Origin of the sequence: Kitasatospora purpeofusca (genome assembly GCF_036010405.1) — a bacterium.
In the GTDB taxonomy this organism is placed as follows: Bacteria; Actinomycetota; Actinomycetes; order Streptomycetales; family Streptomycetaceae; genus Kitasatospora; species Kitasatospora purpeofusca.
In genome coordinates this window covers 6,577,177-6,594,486 of sequence record NZ_CP108561.1, presented here as the reverse complement: position 1 = coordinate 6,594,486, position 17,310 = coordinate 6,577,177, and the positions used below count along the sequence as shown (strand labels likewise).

15 protein-coding genes are annotated in these 17,310 nt (G+C 73.2%); 6 read left to right on the top strand and 9 right to left on the bottom strand.

Features of this window, described 5'->3' with window-relative positions; all coding sequences use genetic code 11:
* Window positions 1–49 precede the first annotated feature (49 nt).
* From OG715_RS28815 to OG715_RS28805, 3 genes are all read right to left on the bottom strand, one after another.
* Window positions 50–556, bottom strand: coding sequence for a quercetin 2,3-dioxygenase (locus OG715_RS28815; RefSeq protein ID WP_030396600.1), 507 nt, complete (start codon window positions 554–556; stop codon window positions 50–52).
* 71 nt (window positions 557–627) lie between these two features.
* On the bottom strand, window positions 628–1,617 hold the full coding sequence (locus OG715_RS28810) for an alpha-ketoacid dehydrogenase subunit beta (RefSeq protein ID WP_266274354.1): 990 nt from the start codon (window positions 1,615–1,617) through the stop codon (window positions 628–630).
* A gap of 22 nt (window positions 1,618–1,639) precedes the next feature.
* The gene (locus OG715_RS28805) at window positions 1,640–2,626 is read right to left on the bottom strand and encodes a thiamine pyrophosphate-dependent dehydrogenase E1 component subunit alpha (protein ID WP_266274355.1); all 987 of its coding nucleotides are present in this window, start codon (window positions 2,624–2,626) and stop codon (window positions 1,640–1,642) included.
* Between the two features lie 362 nt (window positions 2,627–2,988).
* Here OG715_RS28805 and OG715_RS28800 point away from each other — a divergent pair, with 362 nt between their 5' ends.
* Together OG715_RS28800 and OG715_RS28795 are read left to right on the top strand one after the other, a co-directional pair.
* On the top strand, window positions 2,989–3,888 hold the full coding sequence (locus tag OG715_RS28800) for a sensor histidine kinase (protein ID WP_266274356.1): 900 nt from the start codon (window positions 2,989–2,991) through the stop codon (window positions 3,886–3,888).
* 132 nt (window positions 3,889–4,020) lie between these two features.
* Window positions 4,021–4,677: a response regulator gene (locus OG715_RS28795; protein ID WP_045943132.1), complete on the top strand. Its 657-nt coding sequence runs from the start codon at window positions 4,021–4,023 to the stop codon at window positions 4,675–4,677.
* A 301-nt stretch (window positions 4,678–4,978) separates the two neighbouring features.
* On the opposite strand, the gene OG715_RS28790 is transcribed toward OG715_RS28795, so the two are convergent.
* The gene (locus OG715_RS28790) at window positions 4,979–5,248 is read right to left on the bottom strand and encodes a DUF6059 family protein (RefSeq protein ID WP_266274357.1); all 270 of its coding nucleotides are present in this window, start codon (window positions 5,246–5,248) and stop codon (window positions 4,979–4,981) included.
* Between the two features lie 200 nt (window positions 5,249–5,448).
* Window positions 5,449–6,471 (bottom strand): medium chain dehydrogenase/reductase family protein, encoded by a 1,023-nt coding sequence (locus tag OG715_RS28785; protein ID WP_266274358.1) that lies wholly within the window; start codon window positions 6,469–6,471, stop codon window positions 5,449–5,451.
* Between the two features lie 170 nt (window positions 6,472–6,641).
* Here OG715_RS28785 and OG715_RS28780 point away from each other — a divergent pair, with 170 nt between their 5' ends.
* A complete protein-coding gene (locus tag OG715_RS28780) occupies window positions 6,642–7,271 on the top strand; it encodes a TetR/AcrR family transcriptional regulator (protein WP_266274359.1) in 630 nt (209 codons plus the stop codon).
* Between the two features lie 369 nt (window positions 7,272–7,640).
* Here the strand turns inward: OG715_RS28780 and OG715_RS28775 are convergent, their stop codons facing one another.
* Window positions 7,641–8,288: a DUF4386 domain-containing protein gene (locus OG715_RS28775; protein ID WP_266274360.1), complete on the bottom strand. Its 648-nt coding sequence runs from the start codon at window positions 8,286–8,288 to the stop codon at window positions 7,641–7,643.
* A gap of 273 nt (window positions 8,289–8,561) precedes the next feature.
* On the opposite strand from OG715_RS28775, the gene OG715_RS28770 reads away from it, so the two are divergent.
* Window positions 8,562–8,999: a MarR family winged helix-turn-helix transcriptional regulator gene (locus OG715_RS28770; protein ID WP_231978555.1), complete on the top strand. Its 438-nt coding sequence runs from the start codon at window positions 8,562–8,564 to the stop codon at window positions 8,997–8,999.
* A 107-nt stretch (window positions 9,000–9,106) separates the two neighbouring features.
* On the opposite strand, the gene OG715_RS28765 is transcribed toward OG715_RS28770, so the two are convergent.
* From OG715_RS28765 to OG715_RS28755, 3 genes are all read right to left on the bottom strand, one after another.
* Window positions 9,107–10,300, bottom strand: a complete 1,194-nt coding sequence (locus tag OG715_RS28765) for an RtcB family protein (RefSeq protein ID WP_266274361.1) — start codon at window positions 10,298–10,300, stop codon at window positions 9,107–9,109.
* A 374-nt stretch (window positions 10,301–10,674) separates the two neighbouring features.
* Window positions 10,675–12,042, bottom strand: coding sequence for a M16 family metallopeptidase (locus OG715_RS28760; protein WP_266274710.1), 1,368 nt, complete (start codon window positions 12,040–12,042; stop codon window positions 10,675–10,677).
* 20 nt (window positions 12,043–12,062) lie between these two features.
* Window positions 12,063–13,421 carry a M16 family metallopeptidase gene (locus tag OG715_RS28755; protein ID WP_266274363.1) on the bottom strand — a complete coding sequence of 453 codons (1,359 nt, stop codon included), beginning with the start codon at window positions 13,419–13,421 and terminating at the stop codon, window positions 12,063–12,065.
* A gap of 263 nt (window positions 13,422–13,684) precedes the next feature.
* Between OG715_RS28755 and OG715_RS28750 the strand changes: the two genes are divergently transcribed.
* A complete protein-coding gene (locus tag OG715_RS28750; protein ID WP_266274364.1) occupies window positions 13,685–16,135 on the top strand; it encodes a DNA gyrase/topoisomerase IV subunit A in 2,451 nt (816 codons plus the stop codon).
* Between the two features lie 192 nt (window positions 16,136–16,327).
* Window positions 16,328–17,236 (top strand): sucrase ferredoxin, encoded by a 909-nt coding sequence (locus OG715_RS28745; RefSeq protein WP_266274365.1) that lies wholly within the window; start codon window positions 16,328–16,330, stop codon window positions 17,234–17,236.
* Window positions 17,237–17,310: the final 74 nt, after the last annotated feature.

The window sequence follows — 17,310 nt, the reverse complement described above, 5'->3', positions numbered from 1 at the left end:
CCACGAGGGGCGCCGGGGCCGGCGAGACAGGCTTCAGCGAGGGCACCGCTCAGCGCGGCGGCCCGGCGGGCCCACCGACACCGGGAGGCGGCCCGACCAGCTGCACTCCGAGCGGCGCCAGCTCGCCCAGCAGCCGGGCGAAGTCCGGCGGGCCCTGGAGCGGCGGCGGCAGCTCCAGGCTGGTGGCCGGCTCGCCGGTCTTGAAGAACCACTCCTCGAAGCCGGCCGGGGTGCCGAGCACCAGGAACCGGGTGCCCTCGGTCTCCACCCGGTACTGGTGCGCGATGCCGCGCGGCGCGAAGACCGTGGCGCCCGGGCCGACCTTGTGCTCGTCGTCGCCGATCCGCAGCACCATCTCACCCTCCTGGACGATGAAGAACTCGTCCTCGCGGGTGTGCAGGTGGACCGGCGAGGCGTAGCCCGCCGGGGAGAGCTGCTCGGCGAGCCAGAACTGCCCGTTGGTCTCGGCGCCGGTCGCCTTGAACTGGAGCAGCGCGCCCACGTGCCAGATGGCGCGGCCCTCGTCGGGCTGCTTCACGAACGGTTGGGACGTCACTCGGTTCCTCCTCGGTCGGCGGGCCCTCGTTCGGGGCCCGGCAGAACAGCGGTACGGAAACTGATCGATCGTCAGCGCGACTGTACGGCCGCGTCCTTCACCAGGCCGGTGGCGCGCACGGCGGCGACCACCTGGTCCGGGCCGGGGGCGAAGGCGTCCTCCAGCTCGGGGCTGAACGGCACCGGCGCATGCGGCCCGGTGACCATCCTGACCGGCCCGCGCAAGGCCGCGAAACGGTCCTGCGCGACCTGCGCGGCGATGTCGGTGGCCAGACTGCAGCGCGGGTGGGCCTCGTCCACCACGACCAGCCGCCCGGTCCGCTCGACGCTGCCGTAGATGGTCGAGGTGTCCAGCGGCGACAGCGTCCGGGGGTCGATCACCTCGATCTGCACGCCCTCGGCGGCCAGCTGCTCGGCGGCGGCGAGCGCGACCGACACCATCCGGCCGATCGCGACCACCGTGCAGTCGGTGCCGGGCCGGACCACCTTGGCCGAACCGAACGGGATCGCGTACGGCTCCTCGGGCACGCCGCCGGGCACGAAGTAGAGCATCTTGTGCTCCAGGAACAGCACCGGGTCGTCGTCCACCAGCGCCTGCGCCATCAGGCCCTTGGCGTCGTACGGGTTGGACGGCGCGACCACCTTGAGGCCGGGCAGGTGGACGAAGAGCGGGTGCAGCGCCTGCGAGTGCTGGGCGCCGCGGCGCAGGCCGGTGCCCCACATCGCGCGCAGCACCAGCGGCACCGAGATCCGGCCGCCGGCCATGTAGCGCAGCTTGGCGGCCTGGTTGGCGATCTGGTCGAAGGCGACGGTGGCGAAGTCGACGAACAGCAGGTCGACCACGGGCCGCAGTCCGGTCGCGGCGGCGCCGACCGCGGCGCCGACGAAGGCCGCCTCGGTGATCGGCATGTCGAGCACCCGGTCCGGGAACTCCAGGTGGAGGCCCTTGGTCGGGCCCCAGGCATTGGTGCTGTCCTCGCCCATCAGGACCACCGAGCGATCGAAGCGCATCTGCTGCGCCAGCGCCTCGCCGATGGCCTGCTGGTAGGTGATCGTGCGCATGGGACTCCCTCCTCGGAGCGGGTCAGCGGGTGTAGACGTGGTCGAGCAGGGTGCGCGGGTCGACCGTGAAGGGCTCCGAGGCGGCCGTGACGGCCGCCTCGACCAGGGCGGTCGCGTCCCGGTCGATCCGGTCCAGCTCGAAGGCGGCGGGTCCGGGCACGGTGCCCTCGGCGATCCGGGAGCGGAGCAGCAGCAGCGGGTCGGACTCGGTGCGCAGCCGCTCCGGGTCGGCGTCCGGCCGGTAGGACTGGTCGTCCCAGAGCTCCATGTGGCCGTGGAAGCGCTCGGCCCGGAACTCCAGCACGGTCGGCCCCTCGCCGGCCCGGGCGCGCCGGACCGCCTCGGCGGTGGCGGCGTGCACGGCGATCACGTCGTAGCCGTCCACCACCTCGCCGGGGATCCCGAAGCCGGCCGCGCGCTGGGCCATGTCGGTGCCGGAGAAGTGGGCGGCGGCCGGGGTCGCCTGGGCGTAGCCGTTGTTCTCGATCGCGAAGATCACCGGCAGGTCGAGCATCCGGGCCAGCACCAGGCTCTCCAGCACGGCGCCCTGGTTGGCACCGCCGTCGCCGGTGAAGGCCACCGACACCTGGCCGGTACCCTGCTGGCGGGCCGTCAACGCGGCCCCGCAGGCGAGCGGGACACCGCCGCCGGCCAGGCCGTTGGCGCCGAGCATGCCGCGGTCGAAGTCCGCGATGTGCATCGAGCCGCCCTTGCCGCCGCAGATCCCGTCCGGCCGGCCGTACAACTCCTTCATCATCGCCTCGACGTCGCAGCCCTTGGCGATCGCGTGACCGTGACCGCGGTGGGTGCTGGCGAGGTAGTCGTCCGGGGCGAGGGCCGCGCAGACACCTGCTGCGACGGCCTCCTGCCCGCTGTAGAGGTGGACCGCGCCGGGGAGGCTCTTCGCCAGTCCGTGCAGACGGTCCTCGAAGGCCCGGATCACACTCATCGTGCGATAGATCTCGATGATCTGATCGACTGTCAGATCGGTGGTGCGGGATGTGCCCATGGGGTCGCCTCCTCGGCTCTCCGGGGGACGGCCGGCGGGGCGCCGCGCGCCTCGTTCGCCGGTCTCGCTCGTGGCCCGACTCCATGAGGGTAAGTGCTCACTCACATGGGTGCAACCAAGTGTCCGAATCCGTCACCGCCCCCTCCCCCACCCGGCCCTCCCACCCTTGCGCCCTGCGCAACCACGCCCCTAAGGTCTTGTCCCGGGTGGATTGGGATCACGGCATGGAAACGAACGACGGACCGATACTCAGAGGTCCGCCGTGCCTGTTTTCGGACATGCCCGAGGAATTCCTTTTCCCCGCGCCAGGAACGCCCGTGCACAGTGGGTAAGACGCGAGCGACGGGGGGATCTCAGGAACCATGCTGGACCAGATAATCAAATCCTCCGGCAGGGCCGACCGAAGACCGACCAGCCTGGCCGTGAGCGGCGTCGGAGCGCTCGCTACGCGCGGTGAACGGAACACCTCCGACCGGATCGGTCGGCTGGTGAACTCCCTGCTCGGGCTGGTCACCGGCCAAGGCGCAGCCGGCCTGCCGCCGGCACAGCCACGTCCCCGGCCGGCCGGTGCGCCGGTCGACGAAGCGGAGTCCGGCTGTCCGGCTGCCGCCGCCCGACTCGACGAACGCCGCCGTGTCCGCAGGGAGTTGCACGACTCGCTGGCACCCAGGCTGGCCGCCCTGCACATGCGCATGGAACTCGCCGGTCTCAACCTGACCGGCGACGCCGACCAGGCCCCGGCCCTGCTGGCCCAGGCCCGGGAGGACGTCAGCACCGCGATCGCGGATGTCCGACAGGTGATCCGGGACCTCGACACCTCCGAGCCCCGGACCGTCGCCACCACTGGCACACTGCGCCAGTTCCTGCACCGGCAGGCCCTCGCCTTCGAGGAGGCCGGAGCCGGCCGGCTCCGGGTCGTCACCGAGCTCCCGGCCGTCCTGGACGATTTTCCGACACGTGTCCAGAAAGAATTGAAGAACATCTCCGGCGAGGCCGTCGCCAATGTCGTCCGGCATGCCCGGGCAACGTTCTGCCGCATCTCCGCGTCGATCGGCCCCGAGGGCCTCGTCCTTTCCATCGAGGACGATGGGATCGGCATTTCCGGCGACGCGGTCGGCGGAATCGGACTTCCTTCGATGTGCCTGCGCACCAGAGAACTCGGCGGCTTTTTCTCGATCGGGACCAGGGCCCCGCACGGCACCGTGGTCCGGGTCCGACTGCCGCACTCGGCGCTCGTCGACGGTACCCACCGGCTCGACTGACCCGCCCTCGCCCCCTCTCCCCCGCCCCCGGCGGCCACGGGCTCCGTGCCCGACCGACCCGTGCCGTTTCCCTGCGACCCCGTGCGCCCACCGAGTTGACCGTGTTCCCTCACCCTCCCCTTAGGAGCCCCCATGGATCCGGCCGTACCTCGAAACCTCCGCATCCTGGTCGTCGACGACCATGAGCTGTTCCGGGCGGGTTTGCGCCAACTCCTCGACCGGATCGACTCACTGACGGTGGTCGGCGAGGCCTCCAGCGGGGCCGACGTGCTCTCCGCGGTGGAGCGGCTCGCGCCGGACGTCGTCCTGATGGACATCAGCATGCCCGGCACCGACGGCATCGAGGCGACCCGGACCCTGCTCGCCCGCCACCCCCGGGTGGCGGTGGTGATGCTGACGGCCGACGACAACGACGACTCCATCGTCTCGGCGGTCCGCGCGGGCGCGCGGGGCTACCTGGTCAAGGGCGCGGGTCTGGACGACGTCCGCCGGGCGATCACCGCGGTCAGCCAGGGCGGGGCACTGTTCGGCCCGGAGGCCGCCGCCCACCTGCTGGCCCAGGTGCGCCGGCCGGCTCCGGAGCGCGAGCCGTTCCCCGATCTGACCCCCCGGGAGATGGCGGTGCTGACCATGCTGGCCGACGGCCGCAACAACGCGCACATCGCCAATGAGTTCGGGCTCTCCATGAAGACGGTGCGCAACTACCTCTCCCGGATCTTCAGCAAGCTCCAGGTGGCCGACCGCGCCGAGGCCGCCGTCCGGGCCCGGCGGGCCGGGCTCGGCAGCTAGGCCCTCTCTTTCGGATCACGCCGGGCGGTCGCCGCCGGAGCACGCACCTCGCCGGCTTGTCGTCGGTCGCCGATGCTCCGCATGGACTCCGCCCCCAGCCTCCGGCCGGGAGGTGCCCCCACCTCCGCACCGCCGATGCACGCACTCCAACGACACCCGCTGGTCCGACGTGATCCGAAAGAGAGGCCCTAGCGCGCATCGGGGACCGGGCCGATCCGGGCCGGGCGGCCGGCCCCGCCCGATCGCTCCCGGGCCCGGGCCGGCCGGCAGGACGGGCCCGGGCCGGGCCGCGGGGGCCCGGTCAGCGCTCCAGCAACTGCGCCCAGAGCTCCTCCTCGCGCCGGCTCAGCGGCTCGACCGGCGCCGAGGTCCGTTCCGGGTGCCACTCCGGCACCCCCACCGGAGGCAGCACGTCCTCCGGCTTCCGCGCCCCCGGCAGGGCCGAGGGCGAGGTCATCGCCCCCATCGCCAGACCGAGCCAGATCAGCCCGTCCGCCAGGTAGCGGCCGCCCCGCCGCATCCAGCGGCGCAGCAGCAGACGGCGGTGGGCACGGCGCAGGGCGGTTCGCATCGGGGGCCTCCGACGGGACGGCAACGGGGGGAAGCGGTGCTACCGCCATCCTGCGGACCGGCCGTCCCACCGTCATGGGTCGGGAATCCCCAACACGCTGGGAACCTTTCCTGCCCCGTCCCCGGCCGCCGCCCCCCTGACCGGGGACAGGAGTACGGCGGCCCGGGCGCGCCCCGCGCCCTGGAGGCGCGCCCCTTCGGTCAGGCCGAGGCCGGGACGAGCACGATCTTCCCGGTGATCGCGGCGGTCTCCATCGCCCGGTGCGCGTCCGCCGCCTCCTCCAGCGGCATGGTGCGGCCCACCCGCGGCTTGACCAGGCCCTTCTGCAGCAGCTCCAGCACGGTCGCGAGGTCCTGCTGGTACGCGGCCGGGTGGGACTTCTCCAGGCTCCAGGCGTTGTAGAACAGCGTCCGCTTGCCGTCCGGGATCAGCTTCGGCAGCACGATGCCGCCCAGGAAGCCCTGGGCGCCGGTCAGCAGGTCCCGCTGGTTGCCCCGCAGCGCGGCGTTCTGGCCGAAGCCGACCATCACGCCGCCGCGCCGCACCGCCTGGTACGAGCGGAGGAAGTGCGGGCCGCCGATCGGGTCGAACACCGCGTCCACCGCACCGCCCGGCAGGCCGCGCACCACCCGGCGGAAGTCCTCGGCGTCCCGGTCGATCGGGCGGCCGCCGAGCGCCCGCACCTGGTCGGCCCTGGCGGCCGAGCAGGTCCCGTAGACGGTGACCCCGGCGAGCGCGGCCAGCTCCAGGAAGGCGGTGCCGACGCCGCCGGACGCCCCGTGCACCAGGACGGTGCTGCCCTGCCGGACCTCGGCCACCCGGTGCAGCATCTGCTGGGCGATGAAGTAGTTCAGCGACAGCGCCGAGGCCTCCACCGGGTCGACGCCCTCGGGCAGCGGAACCAGCCGGTTGGCGGCCACCAGCGCGTACTCCGCGTAGCCGCCGCTGCGCACCAACGCGACCACCCGGGTGCCCGGTTCGGGGGCCCTGGTGCCCGGTCCGACCTGGTCCACCACCCCCACCAGGTCGTATCCGGGGGTGAAGGGCCGCTTGGGCCCGCCGGGGATCACGCCGGCACGGAGCAGAATGTCACCGTAGGAGACGCCGGCGGCGAGCACCCGGACCCGGACCTGGCCGACGGCCGGTGCCGGGAGTTCGTCGCTGGACAGCCTCAGGACCTCGGCTCCGCCGAGCCTCGGCACACTCACATGGCGGTACCTCATCGTGGCCTCCGCAGTATGGGGGGATGTCGTGATGGGAGTGGCGCCGGTCCTCCGCGGGGGGCGGGTACGGGAGGCGGTCGCCGCCGCACCGTTCCCTGCCCCCGTATTTTTATATAGACTGAGTGTACAATGAATGTGATAGCACCCGCCTCAGGAGACGTCAACAGCCCATGAGCCCACGCCAGTACCGAGCCGGCCAACGCCAGGTAGCCGCCGAACAGACCCGCACCCGCATTCTGGAGGCGGCCTGCGAGCTGCTCACCGGGGAGAAGGGCCCGGCCTCGTTCAGCATGGACGCCGTCGCCAAGACCGCCGGAGTGGCGCGGATGACCGTCTACTACCAGTTCGACTCGAAGACAGGCCTGCTGGAGGCACTCTTCGACGATCTGGCCCAGCGCGGCGGGATGGCCAGGATGCCCGCGGCGTTCATGGCCCCCAGCGGTCGCGAGGCGCTCACCGCGCTGCTCGACGTGCTGAACGGCTTCTACGCCTCCGGCCGGGTCGCCCTGCGCCGGCTGCGGGGCCTGGGAATCCTCGACCCGGAGCTCGACACCGCACTGCAGAGCCGCAGCGAGCGGCGGCGCGGCGGCCTCCTGGTGGTCCTGAACCGGCTGCTCGCCGACCGGGGCGCCGAGGTAGACGAGGCCGGGCTCGACGAACTGGTGGAGATGCTGTTCATGCTGACCAGCTTCGAGACCTTCGACCTGCTGGCCGGGCCCGGCGGCGAGAGCGATCCGGTCGCCCGCCGCGTCGAGGAGCTGATTCTCGCCGTTCTCGACCGCCGTCTCGCGGCGGCCTGACAGCCGGGCGGCTCCCGCGCCCATGCCTCACGGGTCCGTCGAGCGGACCCCTTTCACCCGTGCCACTCCCGTACCACGTGCGTCCGCCCCCCCGGACCGCACCGAACCGCACCACCCCGCCGGCCGGCGACCCCCCTCCGGTCGCCGTACGACGGTAGGCGGCGCGGCGGCCTTCCTCCCCAGGACACCGCCGCGCCGCCCTCCCTTTTCCTCACGAGCCCTGCGGCCCGCTCGGTAGCGACCGGTCCGCCGCGCCTCCCGGCGCCGCGCCCCGCCGCCCGCCCCCGACCGGGACGGCCCCACCCCCGGAGCACCACCAACGGGGGTCCGGGCCGTCACCGCGCCGGAGCAGTCGGAATTCCGGGTCCGTCAGGCCAGGTCGGCCTCGGCACCCGCCGTGCGGCGCGGACGCTGCTTGGGCAGGATCACGCTGGCCGCGATGAGCCAGATCAGGCCGCCGAAGCGGGCGATCGGCAGGAAGAAGCCGAGGCCGGTGTTGAGCAGGGCCAGGGTGCCGAGCACCCCGATCCCGGCGAGCACCAGGCCGGCCCAGGCGAAGCCCTTCGGCCCGAAGCCGAGCAGCAGCATCGGCACGGCCACCCCGGCCAGCATCACGCCGAAGGGCACCACGTGCCCCGGCCCGCCGGAGGCGAAGGTGAGGTCGGCCAGCGAGCGGGCCAGCGAGGCGTCGCCGAGGTCCCCGGAGCGGGAGGCGGCCCAGACGGTGAGGCCGCACAGCGCCATCGACGCGGCGGAGAGCACCCCGGACACCAGCGCGATGCCGGGGCCGGGGGCGGTGACGCCCAGGCGGCGCAGCCGCTGGTAGACGATCGCGGCCCAGACCGCGAGCGGCAGCGAGGCACCGAACTGCAGCGTCCCGGCCACCTTGGCGGCGGTCGCGTGCTCCTTGTAGTAGGCGAGGGTGTCGGCCGCCGAATCGGTGGGCAGCGGTGTCTGCCGGGCCAGCACGATGGACACCACCATCAGCGCCGCGAACGCCACGGCGGGCAGCAGCAAGGGGGGACCTGACTGCTGTCGCCGGGCAGAGGCGGCCGGCACCGCAGATGTCGTGGTCATGAGGGGCACTCCAGTCGAAAACGGGTCGATGGGTGGTCCGGAGGCCGACGACGGACGGGTCGGCACCGACGCCGGTAGTTCCTTGTCCAGAATAGTTCACTCGGGGACATCATTGTCCACTGGTATCGTGTTTCCATGACCGAACCTCCCCACCGCGCCCCGTCGCCCCATCCGGGACCGCAGGGAGCCCAAGTCGCATTTCTGCTGTCCCAGTTGGGTGAGCACGCCTCTCAGGCCTTCGCCCGGCGGGTCGCCGAGCTCGATCTCACCCCGGCCCAGGCGGGCCTGCTCCGGGCGGTCAGCCTGGCCCCCGGCCAGCACCAGCAGGAACTCGCGCGGCGGCTCGGCATGTCGCCGAGCCGGTTCGTGGCCTTCATCGACGCCATCGAGGAACGCGGACTGGTCGAGCGCCGCCGCAACCCCAAGGACCGCCGGTTCCAGGACCTCTACCTCGCGCCCAAGGGCGAGGAGGCGATGCGCGGACTCGCCGAGGCGGCGCTCGCCCACGAGGAGGCCCTCTGCACGGGCCTCGACCCGCAGGAACGTATCGCCCTGGCCGGACTGCTGCGCCGGATCGCCGAGGCACAGCAGCTCACCGCCGGGGTGCACCCCGGCTACCGGCGGCTGAACCCCCGGCGCGACAGCGTCTGAACGGCCGGCCCGGCACAGGCGAAACCCCGCACACGCGAAACCCTCCGGGCACGCGAAAGCCCCCGGCCGGCGGCCGGGGGCTTCACGCGACGGGCGACGGAGGGCACTCAGCCCTTGACGCAGACCACCTGCTTCAGGTGCGCCACGACCTCGACGAGGTCCCGCTGCTGCTCGATCACCTTCTCGATCGACTTGTAGGCGCCCGGGATCTCGTCCACCACCCCGGCGTCCTTGCGGCACTCCACCCCCGCGGTCTGCTCGACCAGGTCGCTCGTGCTGAACCGCTTCTTCGCGGCGGTGCGGCTCATCTTCCGGCCGGCGCCGTGCGAGGCCGAGTTGAACGAGGCCTCGTTGCCCAGCCCGCGCACGATGTACGACCCGGTGCCCATCGAGCCCGGGATGATCCCGTAGTCACCGGCCCCGGCCCGGATCGCGCCCTTGCGGGTGACCAGCAGGTCGACACCGTCGTAGCGCTCCTCCGACACGTAGTTGTGGTGGCAGCTGATCACCTCGTCGAAGGCGACCTTCGCCCGGGGGAACTCGCGCCGGACCACGTCCTGGAACAGCGCCATCATCAGCGCCCGGTTGCGCTTGGCGTACTCCTGCGCCCAGAAGAGGTCCTGCCGGTAGGCGGCCATCTGCGGGGTGTCCGCGATGAACACCGCGAGGTCACGGTCGATCAGGCCCTGGTTGTGCGGCAGCGACCGGGCCACGCCCATGTGGTGCTCCGCCAGCTCCTTGCCGATGTTGCGCGAACCCGAGTGCAGCATCAGCCAGACCGCGCCGCTGTCGTCGACGCACACCTCGATGAAGTGGTTGCCGCCGCCGAGCGTCGCCATCTGCTGCGCCGCCCGGTCCTTGCGCCACTTCACCTCGGACGCGACCCCGTCGAACCGCTGCCAGAAGTCGTCCCAGCCGTCGGTCGGGGCGCCGTGCAGCTTGCCCGGGTCGACCGGGTCGCTGTGCAGACCGCGCCCGACCGGGATGGTCCGCTCGATCTGCGAACGCAGCCGCGACAGGTCGTCCGGCAGGTCCTTCGCGGTGAGCGAGGTCTTCACCGCGCTCATCCCGCAGCCGATGTCCACGCCGACCGCGGCCGGGCAGACGGCGCCGCGCATGGCGATCACCGAACCCACGGTCGCGCCCTTGCCCAGGTGGACGTCGGGCATCACGGCGAGGCCGTGCAGCCAGGGCAGCGAACTGATGTTGCGCAGCTGCTGCATGGCCTGGCCCTCGACGGTGGCCGGGTCGGTCCACATCCGGATCGGAGTCCGGACGCCGGGTACCTCGGTGTACGACATGGTTCAACGACCTCCTGGGGTCGGACGGTTCAAGCGTAGGCGGGTACCGCGCGAAGGACCCGGCGCGGTTCGGGGACGTCAAGTGGGGGCGGCGGCGCTCGGCCGACGCGGGAGCGGTGCTCAGACCGCGAGGGGGCATCGGGAGGACAGTCTCGGGGAGCACTGTCGATAGGTCTCGACCCGCATGGTGACCGCCTCCTCTCCGTGTGTGCACCGGTTGCCGGGGATATCTAGCCACGCACCGCCCCGCACCGGCAAGGGAATTAACGCCGGTCCGGCAGACCACCGGCACAGGGGTGGACGGCGGCGCCGGCACGCGAAAGGGCCCGGTGCAGCGTCACGACGCTGCACCGGGCCCCGGGGTCCGGGCCGGATCAGGCCCCGATCACCGTCACCTCGCCGATGCCCAGCTCACGCACCTGGTCCGCGAACGCCGAGGCGTCACCGACCAGGACCGTCACCAGCCGGTCCGGCGGGAAGGCGTTCACCACGGCCTCGGTGGCGGCCTCGGTCGACAGCTCGGCCAGCTGCCGGTAGACCTCCGCCTGGAAGTCGTCCGCCAGGTACTGCTCGACCTGGTCGGCCAGGGTCCCGGCCACCGAGCCCGCCGTCTCGTACTTCAGCGGCGCCACCCCGACCAGGAACTGCACCGCCTCCTCGCGCTCCGCGTCGGTGAGCCCCTCCGCGGCCAGCGTGCGCAGGATGGTCCAGGTGTCGGCCAGCGCCGGGGCGGTGGAGGCGGTGTCCACCGAACCGCTGATCGCCAGCATGGCGCGCCCGCTGCCGTCCGCAGCCGAGCGCAGCGGCTGCGCGAACGCCCGCACGCCGTAGGTGTAGCCCTTCTCCTCCCGCAGCACCCGGTCCAGCCGGGAGGTGAGGGTGCCGCCCAGGCAGTAGGTGCCGAGGATCTGCGCGGCCCAGGCCGGGTCGTGCCGGTCCGGGCCGATCCGCCCGATCAGCAGCTGGGTCTGCACCGCACCGGGCCGGTCCACGATGATCACCCGGCCGGTGTCGTCACCGGTCACCGGGGCGTGCGCGGCCGGCGCGGCCGGGGCGCCTTTCCAGCCGCCGAGGGTGGACTCCAGCAGGGCCGGCAGATCGGTGCCGGTGAGGTCGCCGACCACCACCACGGTGGTGGTCGCGGGCCGCACGTGCCCCTCGTAGAAGGCCCGGACCGAGGCCCGGTCGATGGCCTTGACCGTCTCGGCGCTGCCGCCGCGCGGGCGGGAGAGCCGGTCGGCGGCGTCGAACAGCGAGGCGTACAGCGCCTTGGCGGCCCGCCGGGCCGGGTTGGCCTGCTCGTGCACGATCTCGTCCAGCCGGTTGGCGACCAGCCGCTCGATCTCGTCCTCCGGCAGCGCCGGGCTGCCCAGCGCGGCGGCCAGCAGGTCCAGGCCGCGGGCCAGCCGGGAGGCCGGGACCTCCAGCGAGACCCGGATGCACGGGTGGTCGGCGTGCGCGTCCAGGGTGGCGCCGGCCCGCTCCAGCTCGGCCGCGAACTCCTCGGCCGTCAGCGTGTCGGTGCCCTCGCTGAGCGCCCGGGCCAGGATCGAGGCGACGCCGTCCAGGCCCTCCGGCTCGGCGGCGAGCGGGGCGTCGAGCAGCACGTCGACGGCCACCAGCTGCTGGCCGGGGCGGTGGCAGTGCAGCACCGTGATGCCGTTGCCGAGGGCGGCGCGCTCCGGCGCCGGGAACGCCCACGGGGTGGGCGTGCCGGGCTGGGGCTGCTGGTGGAAAGTCATGGCGGGGACGTACTCGGTGCTCATACGGCGGCGCCCTCCTCGTCGGTCTCGGCGGTGGCAGCGGTGTCGGCGGCGGTGTCCTCGGCCGTGGTCGGCTCGTACACCAGGACCGCCCGGTTCTGCGGGTGCAGCCGGGCCGCGGCGACGGCCCGCACCTCCTCGGCGGTGACGTCGAGGACCTTCGGCAGGGCGTCGTTCAGCAGCTTCGGGTCGCCGAACAGCACGGCGTAGCGGCAGAGTTCGTCGGCTCGGCCGGCCACCGTGGTGAGCCGGTCCAGCCACTCGCGCTCGATCTGCGCCTGGGCGCGCTCCAGTTCGGCCGGGGTCGGACCCTCGGCCGCGAACCGGGCCAGCTCCTCGTCGACGGCCGCCTCGATCTGCTCGACGGTGGCGTCGCCCGAGGTCTTGACGTCCAGCCAGCCCAGGCTGGGCGCGCCGGACAGCCGCAGCAGGCCGAAGCCCGCCGCGACGGCGGTGCGGTCCCGGCGGACCAGCCGGTTGTACAGCCGGCTCGACTCGCCGCTGCCGAGGACGGTCAGCGCCAGGTCGGCGGCGTCCGCCTCGCGGGTGCCGTCGTGCGGCAGCCGGTAGGCGGCCATCAGCGCGCGGGAGGGGACGTCCTCGCGGATCAGCTCGCGGATCTCCCGGCCGATGCTCTCCGGCAGGGCGCCGTCGCGCGGCGGCTGCTTGCCGTCGTGCGCGGGGATGCTGCCGAAGTACTTCTCCACCCAGGCGATCGCCTGCTCCGGGTCGATGTCGCCGACCACCGACAGCACCGCGTTGTTGGGCGCGTAGTACGTGCGGAAGAACGCCCGGGCGTCCTCCAGCGTGGCCGCGTCCAGGTCGGCCATCGAGCCGATCGGGGTGTGGTGGTAGGGGTGGCCGTCCGGGAACGACAGCGCGGTGAGCCGCTCGAACGCGGTGCCGTAGGGCACGTTGTCGTACCGCTGGCGGCGCTCGTTCTTCACCACGTCGCGCTGGTTCTCCATCGACGCGTCGTCGAGGGCGGCCAGCAGCGAGCCCATCCGGTCCGCCTCCAGCCAGAGCGCGAGCTCCAACTGGTGGGCCGGCATGGTCTCGAAGTAGTTGGTGCGCTCGAAGCTCGTGGTGCCGTTGAGCGAACCGCCGGCGCCCTGGACCAGCTCGAAGTGCCCGTTGTTGGACACGTTCGCGGATCCCTGGAACATGAGGTGCTCGAACAGGTGGGCCAGCCCGGTGCGGCCCTTCACCTCGTGCCGGGAGCCCACGTCGTACCAGAGGCAGACCGCGGCCACCGGGGTCAGGTGGTCCTCGGAGAGGACGACGCGCAGGCCATTGGCCAGGCGGTGCTCGGTGATGGCGATGCCTCGCTGCTGGGAGGCGGGGGCCGGGTTGGCCATGCGCTCGGGTCCTTCCCGTCGTCGACGTCGGGGGGTTTTCGTGTGACGTCCCCCATTGTGGTGCAACGCGCGAGCGCCGTGGATGTGTCCGCGCGGACAGGACGTTCGCCAGGGGCGGAAGAGGGGCGCTGGCCGGGACTGTCGGCGGGAGGGTCCACAATGGGGGCGCCGAGCCCTGTTGACAGCACAGCCGACAGCCCGGCGAGACCGCGCCGACGAGACGTGGACGAGAAGCAAGCGAGACGTAAGGGAGCCCCGCCGCGATGGCCCGCCGCAGTTCGCAGACCCCGCCCCCCGGAGACTTCGAGGAGCGCATCCTCGACGTCGACGTCGTGGACGAGATGCAGGGCTCGTTCCTCGAGTACGCCTACTCCGTCATCTACTCCCGGGCCCTCCCGGACGCGCGGGACGGCCTCAAGCCGGTGCACCGCCGCATCCTGTACCAGGCCAACGAGATGGGCCTGCGCCCGGAGCGCGGCCACGTCAAGTGCGCCCGCCTGGTGGGCGAGGTGATGGGCCGGCTGCACCCGCACGGTGACGCCTCCATCTACGACTCGGTCGTCCGCATGGCCCAGCCGTTCTCGATGCGGCTGCCGCTGATCGACGGCCACGGCAACTTCGGCTCGCTCGGCAACGACGACCCGCCGGCCGCCATGCGCTACACCGAGTCGCGGCTCACCGCCGCCTCGATGGCCATGGTCGAGTCGATCCACGAGGACACCGTCGACTTCGGCCCCAACTACGACGGCAGCGAGCAGGAACCGCTCGCCCTCCCCGCGGCCTTCCCCAACCTGCTGGTCAACGGCGCCACCGGCATCGCGGTCGGCATGGCCACCAACATGCCGCCGCACAACCTCTCCGAGGTCGTCGCCGCCGCCCGGCACCTGATCAAGCACCCGACCGCCGACCTCGACACCCTGATGCGGTTCGTCCCCGGCCCCGACCTGCCCACCGGCGGACGGATCGTCGGCCTCTCCGGCATCAGGGACGCCTACGAGTCCGGCCGGGGCACCTTCAAGATCCGTGCCACCACGACCGTCGAGGCCGTCAGCGCCCGCCGCAAGGGCATCGTGGTCACCGAGCTGCCGTACAACGTCGGCCCGGAGAAGGTCATCTCCAAGATCAAGGACCTCGTCAACGCGAAGAAGCTCCAGGGCATCGCGGACGTCAAGGACCTCACCGACCGCGAGCACGGACTGCGCCTCGTCATCGAGGTCAAGAACGGCTTCGTGCCCGAGGCCCTGCTGGAGCAGCTCTACAAGCTGACGCCGATGGAGGAGACCTTCGGCATCAACAACGTGGCACTGGTCGACGGCCAGCCGCTCACCCTCGGCCTCAAGGAGCTGCTGGAGGTCTACGTCGACCACCGCTTCGAGGTGGTCCGCCGGCGCAGCGACTTCCGCCGCCGCAAGCGCCAGGAGCGGCTGCACCTGGTCGAGGGCCTGCTGGTCGCCCTGGTCGACATCGACGAGGTCATCGCCCTCATCCGGTCCAGCGACAACGCGGCCCAGGCCAAGGAGCGCCTGATCGAGCGCTTCTCGCTGAGCGAGACGCAGACCGCGTACATCCTCGACACCCCGCTGCGCCGGCTCACCCGCTTCGACCGGGTCGAGCTGGAGCAGGAGCAGGCCAAGCTCAACTCGGAGATCGCCGAGCTGACCGAGATCCTGGAGTCCGACACCAGGCTGCGCAGCGTGGTCTCCACCGAACTCGGCGCCGTCGCCAAGCAGTTCGGCACCGAGCGGCGCACCGTGCTGCTGGAGGCCGGCGCCGCTCCGGCCGCCTCGCTGACCGTTCCGCTGGAGGTCGCGGACGACCCGTGCCGGGTGCTGCTCTCCTCCACCGGCCTGCTCGCCCGCACCGCCGACGGCGAGCCGTTCGAGGTGTCGGAGAAGCGCGCCAAGAACGACGTCATCGTCTCCGCGGTGCCGACCACCGCCCGCGCCGACATCGGCGTGGTCACCTCGGCCGGCCGGGTCCTGCGACTGCCGGTCATCGACCTGCCGGCACTGCCGCCCACCCCGTCGCCGACGCTGGCCGGCGGCGCGCTGGTCACCGAGTTCCTCCGGCTGGAGGACGGCGAGCGGGTGCTCGCGCTCACCACGCTGGACGAGTCCTCGCCCGGCCTGGCGCTGGGCACCGTCCAGGGCGTCGTCAAGCGGGTGGTCCCCGAATGGCCCGCCAACAAGGACGAGTTCGAGGTGATCGGGCTCAAGGAGGGCGACGAGGTGGTCGGCGCGGTCGAGCTGCGCACCGGCGAGGAGGACCTCGTCTTCATCACCTCCGACGCCCAGTTGCTGCGCTACCCCGCCGGGCAGGTCCGCCCGCAGGGCAGGCCGGCCGGCGGCATGGCTGGCGTCAAGCTGTCCGACGGCGCCCGGGTGCTCTCCTTCACCGCCGTCGACCCGGCCGTCGACGCGGTGGTCGTCTCGGTGGCCGGCGCCGCCGGCACCCTCACCGGCGAGGCCCAGTCCAGCTGGAAGGTCACCCCCTTCGAGCAGTACCCGCGCAAGGGCCGGGCCACCGGCGGGGTGCGCTGCCAGCGCTTCCTGCGCGGCGAGGACGCGCTCGCCTTCGCCTGGGCCGGGCCGGCTCCCGCCCGCGCCGCCGGTCCCAAGGGCGCGCCGGTCGACCTGCCGGAGCGCGACCCGCGCCGGGACGGCTCCGGCACCCCGGTGAGCAGCCCGATCAGCACCGTGGCCGGTCCCTTCTAGGGGCTGTCCGGGCCCCTTTCAGGGCGGGCCCGCCACCGCCGGAGGGGCGCCGACCGACCGGGTCGGCGCCCCTCCGGCGCTCCCGGCACGGCCCGCACCGACGCGGTCGGCCGGCCCGCGGTCGGCCGGCCCGCGGTCGGCCGCGCCCCGGCGGCCGGGCCGGGAGCGGGCGGCAAGGGTAGCCTTACCGCCGTGAGCACCTGTGCGACGTTGTCGCGTGAACTGTCGGAGCCGCTGGCCGCCACCGCCGCGACCGCCACCACCTGGCTGCTGGTCGAACAGACCGGCCCGTGGGGTGCCAAGGCGCTCGGCCAGAGCCACCTGGACCCGGAGGTCGGCCGCGCGCTGGACGCCGCGACCGGCGGCACCGGCGTCCGGGTCGCGCTGATCCGCCGCCCCGGCCGGCACGCGGACTGCCTGCCGACCGCCCGGCACGAGGTGGTCGTGGCGCACACCGTCCCGTCCCCCGGCCGGAGCTGGGTCCGCCGGGCCTCGGTGGCGGACCCGGCGGAGCTGCTCGCCCTGGACTTCACCGCGCTGGGCGCAGGCGAGCACGGCGGCTTCGGAGCCCCCCACATCGGCGGCCCGATCGCCCTGGTGTGCACCAACGGCCGCCGCGACCGCTGCTGCGCCCTGCTGGGCCGCCCCCTCGCGGCCGAGCTGGCCGCCGCCGGGCACAGCGAGGTGTGGGAGGTGACGCATCTGGGCGGGCACCGCTTCTCCCCCACGATGCTGGTCCTGCCGTACGGCTACACCTACGGGCGGCTGACCGCCGAGTCGGCCAAGGAGGTGCTGGCGGCCACGGCGGCCGGCCACATGGCGCCGGAGTGGTCGCGCGGCTGTTCCGGCTGGGACCGGCCGGGCCAGGCCGCCGACCAGGCCGTGCGGCTGGTCACCGGGGAGACCCGGGCGGACGCGCTGTCCCTGGCCCAGCGGGCGGACGGCGCGGGCCGCTGGGTGGTCGGCGTCCGGCACGAGGACGGCCGGTCCTGGGAGGTCGGGGTGGCCGAGGGCGTCAGCGAGCCGGCCCGGCCCGAGAGCTGCGGCAAGGCAGCGGGCACGCCGTCCCGGATGGAGGTCACCTCCCTGCGCGAGCTCTGACCGCCCCGACCCCTCGCCGCCCCGGGGGCGGGGAACGGCACGACCCCCGGCGGGGTCCGCCGGGGGTCGTGGAA